The sequence below is a fragment of the Terriglobales bacterium genome, from assembly GCA_035624475.1.
In the GTDB taxonomy this organism is placed as follows: domain Bacteria; phylum Acidobacteriota; class Terriglobia; order Terriglobales; family Acidobacteriaceae; genus DASPRL01.
Window position 1 is genome coordinate 1 of the sequence record DASPRL010000324.1, and the last position, 21936, is coordinate 21936.

The window sequence follows — 21936 nt, forward strand, 5'->3', positions numbered from 1 at the left end:
CGGCACCACCGACGTCTTCAACGGTTGGATCACCCGCGACGTGCGCGTCAAGGTGCCGGAGTCGGTGAAGGTCATGGTGTGCGGCGAGAAGCACCCCAACGTCACCGCCAAGGATATCATCCTCAAGATCCTCAGCCTCGACTACGTGCGCAGCGGCAAGGCCCTGGCCAAGGTGATGGAGTATGCCGGCGAGGCCATCGAAGCTCTGAGCGTGGACGAACGCGCGACCATGACCAACATGGCCGCCGAGATCGGGGGCTTCACCGGAATCGTCGCCCCTGACCGCAAGGTGGTGGAGTTCCTGGTGGAGCGGCGGGGCATGGCGCAAGCGCAGGCGGAAAAGTTGATTGCGGGCCTGACCAGCGATTCCGGCGCCGAGTACGCCCACGTCATCGAGTTGGACGCCGCCGAGATCACGCCCATGGTGGCCACCCCCGGCGATCCCGGCAACGGCAAGTACGTGCGCGAGCTGGCCGAGCCCGTCCACGTGGAGATCGCCTACGGCGGCACCTGCACCGCCGGCAAGAACGAGGACATGGATATGTATGCCCGGGTGCTGGCCGACGCCCTGCGCCAGGGCAAGCGCGTCGCCCCATCCACCAAGTTCTACATCCAGTTCGGCTCGCAGGAGACCCGCGACTACTGCGTCCGCAAGGGGTACCTGGACATATTCAAGCAGGCGGGCGCGGTGGTGATCGAGCCCAGTTGCGGCGCCTGCATCAACGCCGGGCCGGGAGTCTCCACCCGCAACGACCAGGTGGTGATCAGCGCCCAGAACCGCAACTTTCCCGGCCGCAGCGGCCCGGGGCTGATGTACCTTGCCAGCCCCCTGACCGTGGCCGCCAGCGCCGTCGCCGGGCACATCGTGGAGTACGAGCCGGCGGAAGAGCGCCAACTGGCCGGGGCTCGGAAGTGACGCGGGCCTTTGCCGTTTGCGGTTCGGCAGGGGGTTTTGTAGAATACAGAGTTTTCAAGCGCAGGCCTGACCTGCTCTAGAGGGGAACGGAGAAACTCAGCTTATGGCATACGTGATCGCGGAACCCTGCATCGGCACCAAGGACACGGCCTGCGTCGACGCCTGCCCGGTGGACTGCATCCATCCCAAGAAGGACGAAGAGAAGCACGCCACCGAGGAGATGCTCTACATCGATCCGGTGGAGTGCATCGATTGCGGCGCTTGCGTGCCCGTCTGCCCGGTGTCGGCCATCTTCGCTCTCGACGACCTGCCGGAAAAGTGGAAGGCCTTCGCGGAGCGCAACGCCAAGTACTACGGCCGCTAGCCACCGGTCCATTTTCCAACGCGCACCCCCCACGGTGCGCGTTATGTTTTGCCCATGGACATCGAAGCCATCCGCGAGCACTGTATGTCGCTGCCTCACGTCACCGAGAAGGCGCAGTGGGTGCGCGACCTGGTCTTCAAGGTGGGCGGCAAGATGTTCTGCGTCATGAACCTGGAGCCCCAGCGCGACGAGGTCGTCCTCTCCTTCAAGGCCAGTGACGAGGAGTTCATCGAGTTGCAGGAGATCGAAGGCGTGGTGCCCGCGCCTTACATGGCGCGCGCCAAGTGGGTGGCGCTGCAGCACCGCGACGTCCTTCCGGCCCCGGAGTTGAAGCGCCTGCTGGGCTCGGCTCGCGACCTTGTCTTTGCCACTCTGCCCAAGAAGGTCCAGCAGGAACTCTCGGGAGCGCCTCCCAGGCCCTCGCGCAAGCGTCCGGCCAAGGGCAGGCGCGCGCGGGCCCGGCGGTAAGGCCGCCCTTTCCATCGTTCCAGCCCTCAATTAGAATCGAGAGTTTGGGTCAGCGTCCCGAGCGCTCGCCGATGCCTGGCGGGAGGTGCGCGTGAAGCAGTCCGAGGCGATCGTGCTGCGCAGCTATCCGCTGCGCGAAGCCGATCTGCTGGTGAGCTTCTTCACCCGCGCCGAAGGCAAACTGCGGGGCGTGGCCCGTTCCGGCAAGAAGTCCAAGCGGCGCTTCGGCGGGGCGCTCGAGCCGCTAACCTGGGTGCGGGTCTTCTGGGAGGACCGGGAAGGGCAGGAGCTGGCGCGGCTGGACTCCTGCGAGATCCTGGAGTCGCCCCTGGCCACCCAGGTGGACTATCCCCGGGCCGTGGCCCTGGAGCACGTCGCCGAGGTCCTGGAGGAGTTGCTGCCGGAGCGCGAGGCCAACGACGCCGTCTTTCGCCTGGCGCTCTCGGTGCTGGAGCAGTTGCGCGGCTCGGCCATCTGGATGCCGGTCACGTACTTCGACCTGTGGATGGCGCGGCTGGTGGGCCTGCTGCCGGAGCTGGGCGAGTGCCTCAAGTGCGGCCGCAGCCTGAACGGGAGCCGGGCGTGGTTTCACGCCCTGGCCGACGGCCTGATGTGCGCCGAGCACAAGCGCCTGGCGTCGTCGGAGATGTCGGCCGAATCGCGGGCCCTGGCGGCCGGCATGTTCCGCTCGCCGGTGGACTCGTTCGCCGGGGAGCCCTGGCCGAAGGCGCGCGGCGCCGACCTGCGCCGCTTCGTCTCGCAACTGGTCGAGCGGCACATCGAGAAGAAGCTGTTGACGTCGACAATGCTGAAGAAGCTCTAAGGCCTTTGCCGAAATCCTCACAGAACCCGCCGACCTTCCAGGAGATCATCCTGAAGCTGCAGCAGTTCTGGGCGGAGCGCGGCTGCGTGCTGCAGCAGCCCTACGACCTGGAGGTCGGGGCCGGCACCATGGCGCCCGAAACCTTCCTGCGCGTGCTGGGGCCCAAGCCCTACAAGGTCGCCTACGTGCAGCCCTCGCGCCGCCCCGCCGACGGCCGCTACGGCGACAATCCCAACCGCCTCTACCGCCACACCCAGCTCCAGGTCATCCTGAAGCCGCCGCCGGAGAACGTGCAGCAGCTCTACCTGGAGTCGCTCGCGGCGTTAGGCATCGATCTCCGCCAGCACGACATCAAGTTCGAGGAGGACAATTGGGAGTCGCCCACCCTGGGCGCCTGGGGCATCGGCTGGCAGGTGATGCTCGACGGCCTGGAGATCACCCAGTTCACTTACTTTCAGCAGTGCGGCGGAGTGGACTTGGACCCTATCTCGGCCGAATTGACCTATGGTCTGGAGCGCATCGCCGCCTTCCTGCAGGACGTGGATTCGGTCTTCGACATCGTGTGGACGCCGGGGGTGACCTACCGCGACGTCTGCCATGCCGGGGAGTTGCAGTTCTCGGTTTACAACTTCGAGCGCGCCGACGTGGAGAAAACCTGGAAGCACCTGGAACTCTACGAGTCTGAGTGCAAGGCGCTGTTGGAGGCCTACGCGCACAAGCCGGAGGCGGCCGGCAAGCTCGCGGACGTGCAGAGGTCGATCGCGTTCTTTGAGCGGCGCTTCCCGGTCCTCGCCGCCTTTGACCTCTGCCTGAAGTGCTCGCACCTGTTCAACATCCTGGACGCGCGCGGAGCCATCTCGGTGACCGAGCGCGTGGGCGTGATCGCCCGCATCCGCAACCTGGCCGTGGGCGTGGCCAAGGCCTGGCTGGCGCAGCAGGGCGCATCCGAGGCCGCGGCGCTGAAAGGAAAAGCATGACCACAAAGGACACAAAGGCAGCACAAAGGGTTTTCCTTTGTGTCCTTCGTGTGACCTTTGCGTCCTTTGTGGTGAGCTCTTAGAATGCCCGACTTTCTGCTCGAGATCGGTTGCGAGGAGATCCCGGCGCGCATGCTGGATGCGGCGGCGCAGGAGTTCGCCCGGCGCGTGCGCGATCTGCTCGAGCGTGAGCATCTCGCGGACGCCCCCAAGGTCGAGAGCTTCTCTACGCCGCGTCGCTTGGCAGCCTCGGTCCATGCGGTGTCTGGCAAGCAACCGGATGTAACAGAAGACGTTACGGGCCCATCACTCAAGATTGCCTTTAAGGACGGAAAGCCTACTCCTGCGGCCGAGGCCTTCGCCAAGAAGGTTGGCCTGCCGGTGGACAAGCTCGACAAGGTGACCACAGCGAAGGGCGAGTACCTGGCCGCCAAAGTCACGAAGAAGGGCAGAAGGGCGGCCGAGGTCCTGGCCGACTTCCTTCCCGGCGAGATCGCCAAGCTCTACTGGCCGAAGAGTATGTACTGGCGCGCGGGCAAGCCGGAGCGCTTCGTGCGCCCGGTGCGCTGGCTGGTTGCCCTGCTCGACGGGGAGGTCGTTCCCGTGGAGTTCGCCGGCATCCGCGCCGACCGCATCTCCCACGGCCACCGCGTCTTCGGCAACCAGGTGAAGCTGGCATCGGCGCAGGACTATGCGTCGGCTCTGGAGCACGCATGCGTGATTGCCAAGGCCGAAGACCGAGAGCAGAAGATCCGCAAAGCGCTCGACGCCGCCACCCGTGCTGTGCCCGGCGCGCGCTGGCGCGAGGACCAGGCCCTGCTCGATACCGTGGTCAACCTCACCGAGTGGCCCGCGGCCATCCTGGGCAACTTCGACAAGGAGTTCCTGGCCCTGCCCGAAGAGGTTCTGGTCACGGTCATGCGCGACCACCAGAAGTACTTCGCGGTCGAGGACGCGCAGGGCAAGCTGGCGCCCCACTTCCTGGCCGTGCTCAACACCGAACCGGACGCCGCCGGCATCGACGTCATCCGCCACGGCAACGAGCGCGTGCTGCGCGCCCGCTTCAACGACGCCCGCTTCTTCTGGGAGACAGATCAGAAGCATCCTCTGAAGGATCGCGTGGAGATGCTGAAGCACGTCACCTTCCAGAAGGACCTGGGCAACTATCACGAGAAGGCGGAGCGCGTGGCGCGCCTGGCCAATGAACTCGCTGCCGACCTCTCCACTGCCGGCGTGAAGCTGGACCGCGGCGCCGTGCACGAGGCGGCGTGGCTGGCCAAGACCGACCTCACCACCGAGCTAGTCAAGGAGTTCACCGAGCTGCAGGGCGTGGTAGGCGGGCTGTACGCGCGCGCCCAGAGGCTGGCTCCGGCGGTCGCCGATGCCATCTATGACCACTACAAGCCCGAGTCCATGGACGACGCTGCGCCCCGCACCTTGGAGGGCGCGGTGCTCTCCCTCGCCGACAAGGCCGACTCCATCGCCGGCATGTTCGCGCTGGGCCTCGCGCCCACCGGCTCCAAGGACCCCTTCGCGCTGCGCCGCCAGGCCAACGGCATCGTGAAGACCCTGGCCGAACACAAGCTGCGGCTGCGCCTGACGGCCATCTTCAAGGCCGCGCTCGAAGGCTACAAGGGCTCGGAGGCCGCGAAGAAGTTCAAGACCGGGGACTACGACTCGGCCATCGCCGCCTTCTTCCGCGAGCGCCTTGAGTTCTACCTGCGCGAATCGCAGGGCCTCGCCTACGACGTCGTCAACGCAGTGCTCGCGGCCGGCGCCGACGACGTGGTGGACGCGGTCGCCCGCGCCCGCGCCGTCACCGAGGTCCGCCCCTCCGACGACTTCGAGTCCATCTCCATCGCCTTCAAGCGCATGAAGAACATCCTGCGCCAGGCGCGGGAGGAGAAGAAGCGGGTCGCCGACCGGCTCGATCCCAAGCTCTTCGAGGAAGAGGCGGAGAACGCCCTCGCCGGGCAGCTTCCCCACATCGCCGGAGTGGTGGAACGCCACCACGCCCAAGGCGACTATGCCGCCGCCCTGCGCGAGATCTCCAGGCTACGGCCCCTGGTGGACCGCTTCTTCGACAAGGTCATGGTGATGGTCGAGGACGAGAAGGTCCGCGCCAACCGCCTGGCCCTGATGGAAAAGCTGGTGAGGGATTTCTCCATCATCGCCGACTTTGCCGAGATCGTCACTGAACGCAAGGGCCCCTGAAGGTTCATAATAGGGAGTTCAAATCGCTCTCATGGAAAGCAGGTACTTATGAGCACGCAGACTCTGCCCGAAGCCCAGGCCCCGGAAACCGCGCAAGCCACCCAGTACGTCTACTTCTTCGGCGGCGGCAAGGCCGACGGCAGCGGCAAGATGAAGGACGTGCTGGGCGGCAAGGGCGCCGGCCTGCACGATATGACCAACGCCGGCCTGCCCGTGCCCCCGGGCTTCACCATCCAGACCGAGGCCTGCCGCGAGTACATGCGCGCCGACAAGACCTCTCCTGAGGTCGAACACGAGACGGAAGCGGCACTGCGCCGCCTGGAGAAGCTGCAGGGGCAGAAGCTGGGTGCGGGCGAGAACCCGCTGCTGGTCAGCGTGCGTTCGGGCGCCAAGTTCTCCATGCCCGGCATGATGGATACCATCCTCAATCTGGGCCTGAACGACCAGAGCGTGCAGGCGCTGGCGCAGCTGAGCAACAACCCGCGCTTCGCCGCCGACTCTTATCGCCGCCTCATCCAGATGTTCGGCAACGTCGTGCTCGACATCCCCAAATCCGCCTTCGACGAGGTCTTCGAGGGCATCAAGAAAAAGAAGAAGGCCAAGCTCGACACCGACCTCGACGCCAAGGCGCTCGAGCAGGTCATCGCGGAGTACAAGAAGGTGGTCCGCAGGCACGCCAAGCGCGATTTCCCGCAGGACCCGCAGGAGCAACTGGCGATGGCGCGCGACGCCGTCTTCCGCTCTTGGAACAACGAGCGCGCCAAGACCTACCGCCGCATCAACAACATCTCCGACGACCTGGGCACCGCCGTCAACGTGCAGGCCATGGTCTTCGGCAACCTGGGTGAAACCTCGGGCACGGGCGTGGGCTTCACCCGCAACCCCGCCACCGGCGCCAAGGAGTTCTACGGCGAGTTCCTGATGAACGCGCAGGGCGAGGACGTAGTCTCGGGCGTGCGCACCCCGGTGCACATCTCTGAGCTGGCCAAGATCATGCCCGGCGTCTACAACCAGTTGCGCGAGATCACCACCCGCCTGGAGAAGCACTACCGCGACATGCAGGACTTCGAATTCACCATCCAGGACGGCAAGCTCTACATGCTGCAGACGCGCAACGGCAAGCGCACCGGGCTGGCCGCGGTGCGCGTGGCCCTCGACATGGTGAAGGAAGGCCTCATCAAGCCCGAGGAGGCCATCTTCCGCGTCGAGCCCAACCAGCTCTACGACTTCCTGGTGCCCCGCCTGGACGAGAAGAGCGCCAAGGTGGAAGTGCTGGCCACCGGCCTGCCTGCGTCGCCCGGCGCCGCCGTCGGCCAGATCGTCTTCACCGCCGACGAGGCCGTGGCCAAGGCCGGCCACGGCGCCAAGAGGAACCCGGTCATCCTGGTGCGCGCCGAGACCACGCCCGAGGACATCCACGGCATGGAGGTGGCGGTCGGCATCCTCACCTCGCGCGGCGGCATGACCAGCCACGCTGCCGTGGTCACGCGCGGCATGGGCAAGTGCTGCGTGGCCGGCGCCGGCGACATCGAGGTGGACGAGAAGGCGCGCGAGATGCGCGTCCAGGGCCAGACCTTCCAGGAAGGCCACTGGATCTCGCTGGACGGCACCACCGGGCGCGTGATCAAAGGCCGCCTGCACACCCTCCCCGCCTCGCCCGACGATCCCGACCTGCAGAAGCTGCTCTCCTGGTCCGAGCCCTTCCGCAAGCTGGGGGTGCGCGCCAACGCCGACATCCCTCGCGACGCCATCCAGGCGCGCGCCTTCGGCGCCGAGGGCATCGGCCTCTGCCGCACCGAACACATGTTTTTCGCCGAGGACCGCATCCCCCACATGCGCGCCATGATCCTGGCCAGCACGGAAAAGGAGCGCCGCGCCGCCCTGCGCAAGCTCCTGCCCATGCAGCACTCGGATTTCATCGGCGTTTTCCGTGCCATGGACGGCTTGCCGGTCACCATCCGCACCCTCGACCCGCCCCTGCACGAGTTCCTGCCGCGGCGCGAGGACCTCATGGTCGAGATCGCCAAGCTGGAGATCACCCGGCCGCGCTCGCCCAAGCTGAAGGAGCTGAAAAAACTGCTGCGCCGCGTGGAGGAGCTGCACGAGATGAATCCCATGCTGGGCCTCCGCGGCTGCCGCCTGGGCATCACCTATCCCGAGATCACCGAGATGCAAGTGCGCGCCATCTTCGAGGCCGCGGTCACGGTGGCCAAAGAAGGCGTGAAGGTGCATCCCGAGGTCATGATCCCGCTGGTCAGCACGCTCAAGGAGATGGCCAACCAGAAGGCCATCGTGGTGCGCGTCGCGGAGGAGGTCTTCGCCGAGAAGGAGCAGCGCGTGGACTACCTGGTGGGCACCATGATCGAATTGCCGCGCGCCGCCTTGGTGGCCGGTGAGATCGCCAAGGAGGCGCAGTTCTTCTCCTACGGCACCAACGATCTCACCCAGACCACTTTCGGCTTCTCCCGCGACGACATCAACACCTTCCTTCCCGCCTACCGCGCCCAGGGCATCCTCAAGCAGGACCCCTTCGAGCAGCTCGACCGCGAGGGCGTGGGACAACTGGTCCGCATGGGCGTAGAGAAAGGCCGCCAGACCAATCCCAAGCTCAAGATCGGGATCTGCGGCGAGCACGGCGGCGAGCCTTCGTCGGTGGAGTTCTGCCACCTGGTGGGGCTCAACTACGTCTCCTGCTCGCCCTTCCGCGTGCTGACCGCGCGCTTGGCCGCTGCCCAGGCAGCCGCCAGGGAGAAGTTAGGCTTGGAGGGTGGGGCGACGAAGTAGTTTGCGATTAGGGGTTAGGAGTTAGCGAGAGTCCGGCGCGAGCAGCGCCAGCCACTAACTCCAAACTCCTAACTCCAACTCCTAACTACTGCACTTTCTGCAGGCGGGCGATCAGCTTTTGGGCGAGGTTTTCGTCCGATTCGGACCACAGCACGCGGCCCCGCAGGCCGCAGTGCTTCTCCACTGCCGCGCTGAAGTTCACCAGCCGCTGCACGTTGCCCTGCACCTTCCGCTGCGCTTCCTGCGAAAGCTCGACGTCCTCGTGGAGGAACTGCGTGTCCAGGCCGAGCTCCACCTGGATGTGGCCTTCATCCTCGTGCGCCCCTTCCTCGAAGGCGGCGGCGTGGACGACGAACTTCACCTTCGATGGCTGGATGCGCCAGCGATCAGCCTCTTCCGTCCCCGGCTCCTCCACGTAGGTCCACAGGTCCCACCACGCCTCGAAGACGTAGGCGTAGTCGTCGTGCAGGAGCTCGCCGACCACCGCCACCGCCTCCTCAGGTGCGGCCCCGGGCTGGAAGCGCTGCTCCAGCAGGGTGGGCTCCTCCCAGGAGATGGGATGCACGGCCACGTAGGTGATCCCGGGACGCGCCGCCGAGAATGGGAACTGCCGCAGCACCGAGAGCAGGCGCGGCATCATCTCCGCCTCGGAGAAGCTGGGGAACCAGAGATCGAGATACAGGGGATCGGCCATGGGTCTCTCGCCCGCAAGGGGTTCCAGCCAGCATTGTAATTCCAGCGCCGGGCGGGCGGCGTTCCGCCGCGGCATCCGGAAAGCCAACAGCAGCCGTGCACCGCCGATTGAAATGCCGGAGCGTCTGTATTATCGTTCCGAACCTATGACGGCGTCGGTGCGCAAGCAGGGCAGCGTGGCCATCGTGGAGCTGGAGGGCAAGCTGGGCATCGGGGCGGCGGTGGACGACTTCCGCGCCACCTGGTCGGATTGCCTCTCCACCGGCTGCAAGGACATCGTGGTCATCCTGGCGCGCGTGCCCATGGTCGATTCCTCCGGGATCGGCAGCCTCATCCGCTGCCACTCGGCACTGTCCGCGGTCGGCGGCCGGCTGAAGGTGGTAGGCATCAACGACACCGTCCGCCAAGCCTTCAAGGTCACCCGCCTCGACACTGTTTTCGACCTGCACGACACCGAGGCCAGCGCCCTCTCCTCGCTCTCCTCCTGAGGACATGTCGCTCCGGGCCAAGGCAGAGGTGCTCCGCAAGCTGCACCAGGGACCGCGCGCCCTGCTGCTGCCCAACGTGTGGGACGTGGCCGGCGCCCGCATCGTCGAGGAGGCCGGCTTTCCCGCCTTGGCCACCAGCAGCGCCGCCATCGCCAATTCTCTTGGCTATCCCGACGGCCAGCGCATCGGCCGCACCGCCATGCTGGAGGTGGTGGAGCGCATCGCCGCCGCCGTCCAGGTTCCCGTCACCGCCGACCTGGAGGCTGGCTACGCCCAGACCCCACAGCAGATGACCGAGACCGCGGTGGAGTTGCTGGAGAGCGGCGCCGTCGGGCTCAACCTGGAAGACGGCTTGGAGGAGAAGTCGCTGGTCCCGGCCGAGGAGCATGTCGCCAAGATCCATGCCGTTCGCCAGGCGGGTGAAGCCGCGGGCGTGCCCATCGTCATCAACGCGCGCACCGATGTCTACCTTGCCGAGGTGGGGCCGCCGGAGTCGCGCTTCGGCGAGAGCGTGCGCCGCGGCCGCCTCTACCGCGAGGCCGGGGCCGACTGCTTCTTTGTTCCCGGCCTGCGCGACGCCGCCACCATCGGCCGCCTCGTCAAGGAAGTGGGCTGCCCGGTCAACATCCTGGCCGGGCCCGGGTGCCCGCCCATCGCCGAGCTGGAGAAGCTGGGGGTCGCGCGCGTCTCCCTCGGCTCGAGTCCCCACCGGGCCACTCTGGGCTTGCTGCGCCGCCTGGCGGTGGAGATCCGGGAGCACGGAACCTACTCGGCGCTGGAAGGCCTGGTCAGCTACGCCGAAGCCAACGCGCTGTTCCGCCCGCGCAAGTAGCGGCTCGACCTGGTCTTGCTGCTTCCTGCCTCCTGCGTCCTGCCCCCTGGTTGCGGCTTTGACTCCATTCGCAAGCCGCTGCTACCATCAGGTGTCCGCCAGGCGTTTCCTGCCTTGAGTGCGTCCCCGTCGTCTAGCCCGGCCTAGGACATCGCCCTTTCACGGCGGTAACACGGGTTCAAATCCCGTCGGGGACGCCAACCTTCCTCTTCCTTCCAGTGACCGCTACTTTTTGCCGGGATTCGGGTTTGGCTTGAGTTACCGACGCGTGTGTCTGGACCCAGGAACTTCCGCCACCTAAATGCCAGCAATCACGTCTAAACTATGGTGATGAACGAAGCTGCCTGCACCCTTCCTGACAGCACCTCCCGGCGACCAAGGGGAACCAGTGTTTCTCCAGCCTCGAATCCCTTCCGCGGGGCCGGCCGCCGCCATCGCGTGCTGAGACTGGGGCTGCTGTTGGCCGCCGGCGCTCTGTGGACCGGGTGCGGGAGCGCCTCCAAAGCCAACGTGCGCGCTGCCGCCAGCCAGCCTGTGCCGGTCGCCGTCGCCACCGCGAAGCGTCAGGACATGCCCGTATACCTGGCGGGTCTCGGATCCGTCACCCCGCTCAACACCGTGAGCGTGAAGAGCCGCGTGGACGGCCAGTTGCTCGAGGTGGACTTCAAGGAGGGACAGCAGGTCCGCAAGGGCCAACTCCTGCTGGTGGTGGATCCCCGGCCCTTCGAAGTGCAGTTGAGCGAGGCGCAGGCCATGTTGTTCCGCGACCAAGCCCAACTGCGGGATGCCAAGGTGAACCGCGACCGCTACTCCGACCTGTTCGCCAAGGGCGTGATCGCGCGCCAGCAGCTCGACACTCAGCAGGCGCTGGTGGACCAGCTCGAGGGAACGGTGCGCAACGACCAGGCGCAGATCGATAACGCCAAGTTGCAGATCACCTACTGCCACATCACCTCGCCCATCGATGGACGCGTCGGCCTTCGCCTGGTGGACGTCGGCAACATCGTCCATGCCAGCGACGCGAACCCCCTGCTGGTGATCACGCAGTTGCAGCCCATCACCGTGATCTTCACGCTTCCCGAGGACCAGCTCCCCGAGGTGCAGCGGCACCTGGCGAAGGGCCCGCTGGAGGTGGACGCCTACAACCGCGACGACGAAACCAAGCTGGCGACCGGTACCCTGCTCACCATCGACAACCAGATCGATCCTTCCACCGGCACCGGCAAGCTCAAGGCGCAGTTCGACAACAAGGAGGACCTGCTCTGGCCGAACCAGTTCGTGAACGTGCGGCTTCTGCTGGAAACCCGCAAGGACACGGTGCTGGTCCCGGCGGCGGCCATCCAGCGCGGGCCGCAAGGCACGTTCGTATACGCGGTCAAGCCGGATAGCACGGTGGAGGTCCGTCCGGTGACGGTGGCCCTCACGCAGAACAACGTCGCTGCCATCGGCAGCGGCCTGAATCCCGGCGAGGTCGTGGTCACGGACGGCCAGGACAAGCTGCAGTCCGGCAGCCGGATCGAGGCGCGGTCCGGAGGCGCGGCCGCCGGCAGCAAGCCCGCCCCGGGCGGTAAGCCGGCCACCGGCGTCCCCGCTCCCCAGGCAGCCGCCCCATGAGTCCCTCCCGCCTCTTCATCCTGAGGCCGGTCGCCACCTCCCTGCTGATGATCGGGCTGCTGCTCGTGGGCATTGTGGCCTACCGCCAGTTGCCCGTCTCCGCCCTGCCGGAAGTGGACTACCCCACCATCCAGGTGGTCACCTTCTATCCCGGAGCTTCACCCGAGGTGATGGCCTCGGCGGTGACCGCGCCCATGGAGCGCCAGTTCGGCCAGGTGCCCGGCCTGAGCCAGATGACCTCCACCAGCTCCTTCGGGAGCTCGATCATCACGCTGCAATTCGCGCTCGACAAGAACATCGACGTGGCCGAGCAGGAGGTGCAGGCGGCGATCAACGCCTCCGGCACCTATCTGCCGCGCGACCTGCCCAATCCCCCCGTCTACAGCAAAGTCAACCCCGCCGACGCTCCCATCCTCACGCTGGCCCTGACCTCCGACACCCTGCCGCTCTCCAAGGTGGAGGACCTGGCCGACACGCAGCTCGCGCAGAAGATCTCGCAACTGCCGGGCGTGGGTCTGGTGTCGATCAGCGGCGGGCAGAAGCCGGCGGTGCGCATCCAGGCCAACCCAACCTCGCTGGCGTCCTATGGCATGAGCCTGGAGGACCTGCGCACCGCCCTGGGTGCTGCCAACGTGGACCAGGCCAAGGGAGTCATCGACGGGCCACGCCAGTCCTACACGATCGGCGCCAACGACCAGCTCACCTCCAGCGCGCAGTATCGCCCCATCGTGGTGGCCTATAAGAACGGTTCGCCGGTGCGGCTCTCCGACGTCGCCACGGTCCTCGACGGCGCGGAGAACGCCCAGCAGGCCGCTTGGATGAACCAGACGCCGGCCGTGATCGTGAACATCCAGCGACAGCCGGGCGCGAACATCATCGCGGTGGTGGACCGCATCAAGAAACTGCTGCCCCAGTTGCAGTCCTCCCTGCCGTCCACGGTACGGCTGTCCATCCTGACCGACCGCACCGAGACCATCCGCGCCTCGGTCCAGGACGTCCAGTTCGAGTTGATGCTCACCATCGCCCTGGTGGTGATGGTGATCTTCCTCTTCCTGCGCAATCTCTCCGCCACCGTGATTCCCAGCGTGGCCGTGCCGCTTTCCATCGTGGGCACCTTCGCGGTGATGTACCTGCTGGGCTACAGCCTCAACAACCTCTCGCTCATGGCGCTGACCATCTCCACCGGCTTCGTGGTGGACGACGCCATCGTCATGATCGAGAACATCAACCGGTTCCTGGAGGAGGGCGAGACGCCCCTGGAGGCGGCGCTGAAGGGCTCGGGGCAGATCGGCTTTACCATCGTCTCGCTGACGGTCTCGCTGATCGCGGTGTTGATCCCGCTGCTGTTCATGGGCGACATCGTGGGGCGGCTCTTCCGCGAGTTCGCGGTCACGCTGGCGGTCACCATCCTGGTCTCAGCGATGGTCTCGCTCACCCTGACGCCCATGATGTGCGCCAAGCTGCTCAAGTCCACGGCCGGCCGCCGGCCCAGCCGTTTCTTCCAGCTTTCCGAAGAATGGTACGAGCGGGTGATCCGCTTCTATGGGCGAACGTTGCAGTGGGTGCTGCGCCACCAGACCGCGACCCTGGTGGTGACCGTGGGCACGCTGGTGCTCACGCTCTTCCTGTATGTGGTCGTGCCCAAGGGCTTCTTCCCGGTGCAGGACACCGGCGTGATCCTGGGGGTCTCGGAGGCGCCGCAGACGGCCTCGTTCGCGGCCATGTCCCAGAGCCAGCGGGCCCTGGCGGGCATCATCTTGCGCGATCCGGACGTGGCCAGCCTCTCGTCCTTCATCGGGGTGGACGGCACTAACACCACGCCCAACAGCGGGCGCATCCAGATCAACCTCAAGCCGCGCGACCAGCGCAGCGCCAGCGCCACCGAGATCATCCAGCGCCTGCAGCCGCAGTTGGCGCAGGTGCCGGGCATCACCTTGTATCTGCAGCCAGTGCAGGACCTGACCGTGGAGGACCGGGTCAGCCGCACCCAGTTCCAGTACTCCATCGAGGACGCCAGCGCTGCCGAGCTGGGACTGTGGGCGCCGCGCCTGCTGGACAAACTGCGCACCCTGCCCCAACTGCGCGACGTGGCCAGTGATCAGCAGAACGGCGGGCTGGAGGCCGACCTGGTCATCGACCGTGACACCGCCTCGCGCCTCGGCATCCTCCCCCAGGCCATCGACGACACCCTCTACGACGCCTTCGGCCAGCGCCAGGTCTCCACCATCTTTACCCAGTTGAACCAGTACCACGTGGTGTTGGAGGTGGATCCGCAGTTCCGGCAGGATCCCAGCTCGCTGGCCGACATCTACGTGAAGTCGAGCACCGGTCAGGCGGTGCCGCTCAGCGCCTTCAGCCACTTCGAGCCTGCCAACACCGCCCTCGCCATCAACCATCAGGGCCAGTTTCCGGTGGTGACGCTGTCCTTCAACCTGGCTCCCGGCGTGTCGCTGGGCGACGCCACCACCGCCATCGACGCCGCCGAGAAAGACATCCAACTGCCCGCCAGCGTCCACTCCAGCTTCCAAGGGACGGCGGCGGCCTTCCGCAACTCGCTCTCCACCGAGCCCTGGCTGATCCTGGCTGCCATCGTCACCGTCTACATCGTTCTGGGCGTGCTCTACGAGAGCTACATCCACCCGGTGACCATCCTGTCCACCCTGCCTTCAGCCGGGGTGGGGGCCCTGCTGGCACTGCTGATGACGGGTAACGACCTGAGCGTGGTGGGCCTGATCGGCATCATCCTGCTGATCGGGATCGTGAAGAAGAACGCCATCATGATGATCGACTTCGCGCTCGAGGCCGAGCGGGTGGAGCACAAGCCTCCGCAGGAGGCCATCTACCAGGCCTGCCTGCTGCGCTTCCGTCCCATCATGATGACCACCATGGCGGCGCTGCTGGGCGGGCTGCCCTTGGCGCTGGGCGGTGGTACCGGCGCCGAGCTGCGGCGCCCGCTGGGCATCACCATCGTCGGCGGGCTCATCCTCAGCCAGTTGCTTACGCTCTACACCACGCCGGTGGTCTACCTGGCCTTCGACCGCATGGCGCAGAAGCTGGCGCGCTTCCGGATCGGCAATCCGATCGAGGAAGCCTCTCCCGGAGATTGACGGATGAATATCTCTGCCCCCTTCATCCGTCGTCCGGTCGGGACTTCGCTGCTGACCCTGGCGGTGCTGCTGGCGGGAACGCTGGCCTTCAACTTCCTTCCGGTGGCGCCGCTGCCGCAGGTCGAGTTCCCGGTGATCTCGGTCTCGGCGGGGCTGCCGGGAGCGAGCCCGGAGACCATGGCGTCGGCCGTGGCCACGCCGCTGGAGCGGCAGTTCGGGCGCATCGCCGGGGTCACGCAGATGACCTCGACCAGCCAACTGGGCTCCACCAACATCACCCTGCAGTTCGATCTCAACCGCAACATCGACGCGGCCGCCCGCGACGTGCAGGCGGCGATCAACGCCGCCCGCGGCCAGCTCCCCACCAACCTGCCCAACAATCCCACCTACCGCAAGGTCAACCCCGCCGATGCTCCCATCATGATCCTGTCGCTGACCTCGGACACTATCCCGCGTCCCCGCGTCTACGACATCGCGGATTCCATCCTGTCGCAGAAGCTGGCGCAGGTGGAGGGAGTGGGGCAGGTCTTCGCCGGCGGCAGTGCACGCCCCGCCGTGCGCGCCGAGCTGAATCCCATGCTGCTGAACAAGCTGGGCGTAGGCCTGGACCAGGTGCGCGCCTCCTTGACCGCCGCCAATGCCAACCGGCCCAAGGGTGAAGTAGCCGGCGATACCAACGCCTGGGTGATCCACGATAACGACCAGCTCTACACCGCGGACCAGTATCGCCCGCTGATCGTGGCCTACCAGAACGGCGCGCCGGTGCGCCTGGGGGACGTCGCCGACGTGCAGGACTCGGTGGAAGACACGCGCAACGTCGGCCTGGCCAACGGGAAGCCCGCCGTCCTGATCATCGTCTTCCGCCAGCCCGGCGCCAACATCATCGATACGGTGGATCGGGTGCGCGCGGAGCTGCCCGAGCTGCAGGCCTCCATCCCGCCCTCCGTCCACCTGGACGTCGCCCTGGACCGCACCACCACCATCCGCGCGTCGGTCGCCGACATCGAGCTGACCCTCCTGATCTCCATCTGCCTGGTGGTGATGGTGGTCTTTGTTTTCCTGCGCAGTCCCCGGGCCACCCTCATCCCCAGCGTCGCTGTGCCCTTGTCGCTGATCGGCACCTTCGCCGTAATGTATTTGCTGAACTACAGCCTCGACAACCTCTCGCTCATGGCGCTGGCCATCTCCACCGGCTTCGTGGTCGATGACGCCATCGTGGTGCTGGAGAACATCACCCGCTACCTGGAGCAGGGGAAGGGCGCCGTGCAGGCCGCGTTCCAGGGAGCGCGGGAGATCGGTTTCACCGTGCTCTCCATGAGCACCTCGCTGGTGGCGGTCTTCATCCCCATCCTGCTGATGGCCGGGCTGGTGGGACGGCTGTTCCGCGAGTTCGCGGTCACTCTGAGCGTGGCCATCACGGTCTCGCTGCTGGTCTCGCTCACCACCACGCCCATGATGTGCGCCAAGTTCCTGCGGCCGCTGGGAGAGGAGCGCCACGGCCGGCTCTACCGGCTGGGCGAGCGCGCCTTCGACGCGCTTCTTCGCCGCTACGACCGCAGCCTGCGCTGGGTGCTCGCCCACCAGTTCCTGACCCTGGCTGTCACCATCGCCACCGCCTGCCTCAGTGTCTACCTCTACGTGATCGTCCCCAAGGGCTTCTTCCCGCAGCAGGACAACGGCCGCCTCTTCGGCTCGGTGCAGGCGGCCCAGGACATCTCCTTCGGCGCGATGGCCGACAAGATGCAGCGCTTCGTGGACATCGTGCGCCAGGACCCGGCCGTGGACACCGTGGTGGGCTTCGCCGGCGGCGGCACCTCCAACAGCGGCCGCATGTTCATCACCCTGAAGCCCATGGGCCAGCGCCGGATGACCGCCGACCAGGTCATCGGCCGGCTGCGCCGCGAACTGGCCGTCGTCCCCGGGGCCACTCTCTTCCTCCAGGCCACCCAGGACCTCACCATCGGCGGCCGACTCAGCAACGCCCAGTACCAGTACACCCTGGCGGGCGAGAACCTGGACGAACTGAACGATTGGGCGCCGCGCGTGCTCGGCAAGCTGCGCAGCCTGCCCGAGTTGCGCGACGTCTCCGCCGACCAGCAGGACCGGGGCCTGGAAGCCCACCTGACCATCGACCGCGCCACCGCCGCCCGCCTGGGCGTGAACACCGGCACCATCGACAGCTCGCTCTACGACGCCTTCGGGCAGCGCCAGGTCTCCACCATGTATCGCCAGCTCAACCAGTACCACGTGGTCATGGAGGTGGACCCGCGCTGGCAGAGCAGCTCCGACGCGCTGCAGAGCATCTACGTGCGCTCCGCGCACGGCAGCGAAGTGCCCCTCGCCGCTGTCACCCAGTACGCTCCCTCGAACACTTCCTTGGCGGTGAATCACCAGGGCCAGTTCCCCTCAGTGACCCTCTCCTTCAACCTGGCGCCGGGAGTGGCGCTGGGCGACGCCACCAAGGCCATCGAGACCACCACGCGCACCATGGGTCTGCCCGGCACCATCCATCCCGGCTTCCAGGGGACCGCGGCCGCCTTCCAGGACTCCCTCGCCAGCGAGCCTCTGCTGATCCTGGCGGCCCTGGCCGCGGTCTATATCGTGCTGGGCGTGCTCTACGAGAGCTACGTCCACCCCATCACCATCCTCTCGACGCTGCCCTCGGCGGGCGTGGGCGCGCTGCTGGCGCTGCTCCTCTCCGGCAACGAGCTCAACGTCATCGGGACCATCGGCATCATCCTGCTGATCGGGCTGGTGAAGAAGAACGCCATCATGATGATCGACTTCGCGGTGGAGGTGGAGCGGCGCGAGGGCAAGTCGCCGGTGGAGGCCATCTACCAGGCTTGCCTGCTGCGTTTCCGCCCCATCATGATGACCACGATGGCGGCGCTGTTGGGCGGGCTCCCCCTGGCCCTGGGCACCGGCACGGGAGCGGAGCTGCGGCGCCCGCTGGGCATCACCATCGTCGGGGGATTGATCGTCAGCCAAGCGCTGACCTTGTTCACGACACCGGTGGTGTACATCTACCTGGACCGGCTGCGTGCGTGGGCCAACCGCCACCGCCGCGCCCGCAAGCAAGACCTGCCGTCTGCCCCTCCCGAACCTTCCCAGGCCGACTGAGCCGGGATCCGGGATCAGGAACCGGGCGACCTGGGTCGCGGGTGCCACGCTCGCGGCCCAGGGTCGAAGTTCCGTCGGGACGCAGGGCTCACTCGTGCTCAGCGCGCCTTCGTTTCCTGAAGCCGGCCGCCCAGCCAGGCGCAAGGCAGGGACGACGCGATGAGCCCCAGGGGATACCAGTGCGGACCGAATTCCGGGCCGCGCTTCCAGGTTCCGACCGCGCCTGCGGTGCTCAGCACCACACCCACCACGCCCAGCATCAGCGCGTGCCGCATCGGCCGGCTGGGCGCCAGCCGCGCCGCCAGGTAGCAGCCGGCAACCGCATAGACGCAGCGATAGATGGTCGCCAGCACGAAAAGCGCGTCGCTCATCGGCTGGCCCCAGGGCGGAAAGACCCGCGCGAGGTGCAGCACCTCGTCGGTTCCCAGGGAGAGGACGACGATCGCGGCCAGGCCCACGAACACCGCCGCGAAGCTGCGGCCGAGACGCCGTGGCGGATCCGCTTCGCTCATGCCCAGCACTCCTCCCGCTGGATGGTCCGACCAAGATACACGAGCCCGCGTTCTCTGCGGCAGGCTTTGACAGCGCTGGGCCCGGGCCGGATAATCTCGGCCGTGTCCGGGCCAACCGAGCGCAGCGCGCACCTCCGCCGTTCCTTTCGCCGCTCCTCTCCCGTGGCCGTGCGCGGCCAGGGCGTGCACCTGTGGGACACCGCAGGCCGCCGCTACCTGGATCTCTCCGGCAGCGCCGCGGTCAGCATGATCGGCCACGGCGATGCCGAGGTGACGCGCGCCATCGCCGAGCAGGCGGCTGCCTTGGAGTTCGTCCACAGCAGCCAGTTCACCACCGCCGCCGCCGAGCGGTTCGCGGCGGAGCTTCTGGAGTTTGCCGGGCCGGGCTTCCGCGGCGGGGCGGTGTACTTCACCAGCGGCGGCTCCGAGGCCGTCGAGAGCGCACTCAAGCTCGCGCGCCAGTATCAGGTGGAGATCGGGCAGCCACGCCGCTTCCGCGTGCTCAGCCGGTGGCAGAGTTACCACGGCTCCACCCTGGGCGCCATGCAGGTCTCCGGCAACCGCCGCCGCCGCGACCTCTACCTGCCCATGATGCGGGAGCAGCCGGGCTTCGAGCACGTCAGCCTGCCTTCCTGCTACCGCTGCAAGTACGACTGCCAGGACTGCGCCCGGCAATACGCCGCCGAGGTGGAGCAGGCGCTGGAGGCCGCCGGCGACGAGGCCGCGGCCTTCATCCTAGAGCCGGTGAGCGGGGCCACGCTAGGCGCCGCCGTCCCTCCGGATGGCTACCTGCAGCAGGTGGCGGCGGCATGCGCCCGCGCCGGAGCGCTGCTCATCGCCGACGAGGTCATGACCGGCTGCGGCCGCACCGGGCGCAACTTCGCGGTCGAACACTGGGGCGTCACTCCCGATCTGCTGGTTCTGGGCAAGGCGCTCTCCAGCGGCTACACGCCCCTGGGCGCGGTGATCGTGGCGCGCCGGGTGGTGGACGCCATGGCCACAGGCTCGGGCACCTTCGTCCACGGCTTCACCTACAATGCCCACCCGGTTTCGGTGGCGGGAGGGCGCGCGGCGCTGGCGCGGTTGCGTGCGCTGGGTCTCGTGCGGCAGGCCGACAGCACCCAGGAGGGGACGGCGGCCTCACTCCTGCGCGTCGCACTGCAGCGGTTGCGCGCGCTGCCCGCGGTGGGCGACGTGCGCGGCTTGGGGCTGCTTTGGGGGGTGGAGTTCGTCGCCGACAAGTCCTCGAAGGCGCCCTTTCCCCCGGACCGCGGATTCGCTCTGCAGGTGAGCGACGCCGCCGCGCGCCGCGGCCTGCTGGTCTATCCCATGCAAGGCTGCGTGGACGGCGAGTGCGGCGACCACCTGCTGCTGGCTCCGCCCGCGATCATCTCCCCGGAAGAGATCGGTTGGGCGGTCGAGCAACTGGCCGCCGCTATCGAAGAGGCATCTGGCCGCGAACCCGGGTAGCGGGCACGAACCCCTCCTGATGAGGGAAAGCAGGGGTAGAATCTCCCGGTGCCCGTGACTTACCAGATCGACGCTGGGAGCAGGCTCATCCGCACGCGCTGCACCGGCCAGGTCACCCTGCAGGAGGTCGTGGATCACTTCCGGGAACTGGAGCAGGACCCGGCCTGCCCCGACCGACCTCGCGTCTTTCTGGACTTGAGCGAGGTGGATTCCTTGCCCGAGCCGGTGCAGCTCGGGGCCGTCATCCAGGAGCTGGAACGCATCCGCCCCCGGGTGCGCTTCGACGCCTGCGCCATCCTGGCCACCCGCGACGCCCTTTTCGGCATGATGCGGATGTTCGAGGCGATGAGCGAGAGCTACTTCCGCGTGACCCGCACCTTCCGCGTGGCCGGCGAGGCCGAGGCTTGGCTGGCCGCGCAGCAGGCCCCACCTGCCTCCAGGGGGAAGACGGGAGGATGAGAGCTTCCCGCGGGAAGCCCTCATCCTGGCTCTTGCTTCGGCTATTGTCCTCCGCCCGCCGACTGCGGGTGCGCTGCCGGCAGGTTGATCTTCATGTGCAGGTTCTTGACCGCGAAGGCCCACTCGTCGGTCACTTCCTCGATGATCTTGGCGGTAGGCTTGCCGCCGCCGTGCCCGGCGCGCGTCTCGATGCGCACCAGGATGGGTGCGTCTCCGGCTTGGGCCGCTTGCAGCCGCGCCGTGTACTTGAAGGTGTGCCCGGGCACCACGCGGTCGTCGTGGTCGGCGGTCACGGTCAGCGTGGGTGGGTACTTCCCGGGTTTGATGTTGTGGTAGGGGCTGTAGGAGTACAGATACTTGAACATCTCGGCGTTGTCGGCGGAGGAGCCGTAGTCGGAGACCCAGGCCCAGCCGATGGTGAACTTCTGGAAGCGCAGCATGTCCATCACCCCCACGCCCGGGAAGCAGACGCCGAACAGGTCGGGTCGCTGGTTTTCCACCGCGCCGACCAGCAGGCCGCCGTTGGAGCGTCCCAGGACGGCCAGTTTGGGCGTCGAGGTATAGTGGTTCGCGATCAGCCACTCGGCCGCGGCGATGAAGTCGTCGAAGACGTTCTGCTTGTGCAGCTTCATCCCCGCCCGGTGCCACTCCTCTCCGTACTCGCTGCCGCCGCGCAGGTTGGCCACCGCGTAGATCCCGCCCATCTCCATCCACACCAGGTTCGCCACCGAGAAGCTGGGCGTCTCGGGGATGTCAAAGCCGCCGTAGGCGTACAGCAGCGTCGGGCTGTGCCCGTCGAGCTTGAGGCCCTTCCGATGTGTGATGAACATCGGTACGCGCGCGCCGTCCTTGCTCGTGTAGAAGACCTGCTCGGTCTCGAACGAGGCGAGGTCGGCCTTGACCTCGGGCTGTTTGAAGGCGACGCTGGTTCGGCTCGCGACGTCGAAGCGGTAGATCGTCCCAGGTGTCGAGAAATTCGTGAACGAGTAGTACGTCTCCCGGTCGCTGCGCTTGCCCTCGAACCCTGCAGTCGTTCCGAGGGCGGGGAGGTCGACCTCGCCGAGGGGCCGGCCGTCCATGGCGTAGAGCAGCACC

The 21936-nt window shown here is 67.1% G+C and carries 17 protein-coding genes and 1 tRNA gene; 15 read left to right on the forward strand and 3 right to left on the reverse strand.

Annotated features, from left to right (window positions below):
* The 7 genes from VEG08_12945 to ppdK form a co-directional block, all read left to right on the forward strand.
* The coding region (locus VEG08_12945) for an aconitase family protein (GenBank protein HXZ28893.1) at window positions 1–916 on the forward strand (916 nt) is incomplete at its 5' end.
* A gap of 103 nt (window positions 917–1019) precedes the next feature.
* Window positions 1020–1280, forward strand: coding sequence for a ferredoxin family protein (locus VEG08_12950; GenBank protein HXZ28894.1), 261 nt, complete (start codon window positions 1020–1022; stop codon window positions 1278–1280).
* 54 nt (window positions 1281–1334) lie between these two features.
* On the forward strand, window positions 1335–1748 hold the full coding sequence (locus VEG08_12955) for an MmcQ/YjbR family DNA-binding protein (protein HXZ28895.1): 414 nt from the start codon (window positions 1335–1337) through the stop codon (window positions 1746–1748).
* A gap of 91 nt (window positions 1749–1839) precedes the next feature.
* A complete protein-coding gene (gene recO / locus VEG08_12960; GenBank protein ID HXZ28896.1) occupies window positions 1840–2571 on the forward strand; it encodes a DNA repair protein RecO in 732 nt (243 codons plus the stop codon).
* A 5-nt stretch (window positions 2572–2576) separates the two neighbouring features.
* A complete protein-coding gene (locus VEG08_12965) occupies window positions 2577–3548 on the forward strand; it encodes a glycine--tRNA ligase subunit alpha (GenBank protein ID HXZ28897.1) in 972 nt (323 codons plus the stop codon).
* Between the two features lie 84 nt (window positions 3549–3632).
* A complete protein-coding gene (gene glyS / locus VEG08_12970) occupies window positions 3633–5762 on the forward strand; it encodes a glycine--tRNA ligase subunit beta (GenBank protein ID HXZ28898.1) in 2130 nt (709 codons plus the stop codon).
* Between the two features lie 48 nt (window positions 5763–5810).
* Window positions 5811–8546 carry a pyruvate, phosphate dikinase gene (gene ppdK, locus VEG08_12975; protein ID HXZ28899.1) on the forward strand — a complete coding sequence of 912 codons (2736 nt, stop codon included), beginning with the start codon at window positions 5811–5813 and terminating at the stop codon, window positions 8544–8546.
* Window positions 8547–8631: 85 nt separating this feature from the next.
* Here ppdK and VEG08_12980 read toward each other — a convergent pair whose 3' ends face one another.
* Entirely contained in the window at window positions 8632–9240 is a 609-nt protein-coding gene (locus tag VEG08_12980) for a hypothetical protein (GenBank protein HXZ28900.1), read from the reverse strand.
* Window positions 9241–9385: 145 nt separating this feature from the next.
* Here VEG08_12980 and VEG08_12985 point away from each other — a divergent pair, with 145 nt between their 5' ends.
* The 6 genes from VEG08_12985 to VEG08_13010 all read left to right on the forward strand — a co-directional run bounded on the left by VEG08_12985 (window position 9386) and on the right by VEG08_13010 (window position 18400).
* Entirely contained in the window at window positions 9386–9727 is a 342-nt protein-coding gene (locus VEG08_12985; protein HXZ28901.1) for an STAS domain-containing protein, read from the forward strand.
* A 28-nt stretch (window positions 9728–9755) separates the two neighbouring features.
* Entirely contained in the window at window positions 9756–10559 is an 804-nt protein-coding gene (locus VEG08_12990; GenBank protein ID HXZ28902.1) for an isocitrate lyase/phosphoenolpyruvate mutase family protein, read from the forward strand.
* A gap of 122 nt (window positions 10560–10681) precedes the next feature.
* A tRNA-Glu gene (locus VEG08_12995) sits at window positions 10682–10759 on the forward strand.
* Window positions 10760–10997: 238 nt separating this feature from the next.
* Entirely contained in the window at window positions 10998–12173 is a 1176-nt protein-coding gene (locus VEG08_13000) for an MdtA/MuxA family multidrug efflux RND transporter periplasmic adaptor subunit (GenBank protein HXZ28903.1), read from the forward strand.
* Complete coding sequence (locus tag VEG08_13005; GenBank protein ID HXZ28904.1) at window positions 12170–15280, forward strand: MdtB/MuxB family multidrug efflux RND transporter permease subunit; 3111 nt, start codon at window positions 12170–12172, stop codon at window positions 15278–15280. Before VEG08_13000 ends, VEG08_13005 begins: the two co-directional genes overlap by 4 nt.
* Before the next feature lie 3 nt (window positions 15281–15283).
* Window positions 15284–18400 (forward strand): multidrug efflux RND transporter permease subunit, encoded by a 3117-nt coding sequence (locus VEG08_13010; GenBank protein ID HXZ28905.1) that lies wholly within the window; start codon window positions 15284–15286, stop codon window positions 18398–18400.
* A 98-nt stretch (window positions 18401–18498) separates the two neighbouring features.
* Here VEG08_13010 and VEG08_13015 read toward each other — a convergent pair whose 3' ends face one another.
* The gene (locus tag VEG08_13015) at window positions 18499–18912 is read right to left on the reverse strand and encodes a hypothetical protein (protein HXZ28906.1); all 414 of its coding nucleotides are present in this window, start codon (window positions 18910–18912) and stop codon (window positions 18499–18501) included.
* A 102-nt stretch (window positions 18913–19014) separates the two neighbouring features.
* On the opposite strand from VEG08_13015, the gene VEG08_13020 reads away from it, so the two are divergent.
* Window positions 19015–20382 (forward strand): aminotransferase class III-fold pyridoxal phosphate-dependent enzyme, encoded by a 1368-nt coding sequence (locus VEG08_13020; GenBank protein ID HXZ28907.1) that lies wholly within the window; start codon window positions 19015–19017, stop codon window positions 20380–20382.
* Between the two features lie 48 nt (window positions 20383–20430).
* Window positions 20431–20841, forward strand: a complete 411-nt coding sequence (locus VEG08_13025; protein HXZ28908.1) for a hypothetical protein — start codon at window positions 20431–20433, stop codon at window positions 20839–20841.
* A 41-nt stretch (window positions 20842–20882) separates the two neighbouring features.
* Here the strand turns inward: VEG08_13025 and VEG08_13030 are convergent.
* Window positions 20883–21936 (reverse strand): prolyl oligopeptidase family serine peptidase (locus VEG08_13030; protein HXZ28909.1); only part of this gene is annotated, 1054 nt, incomplete at its 5' end.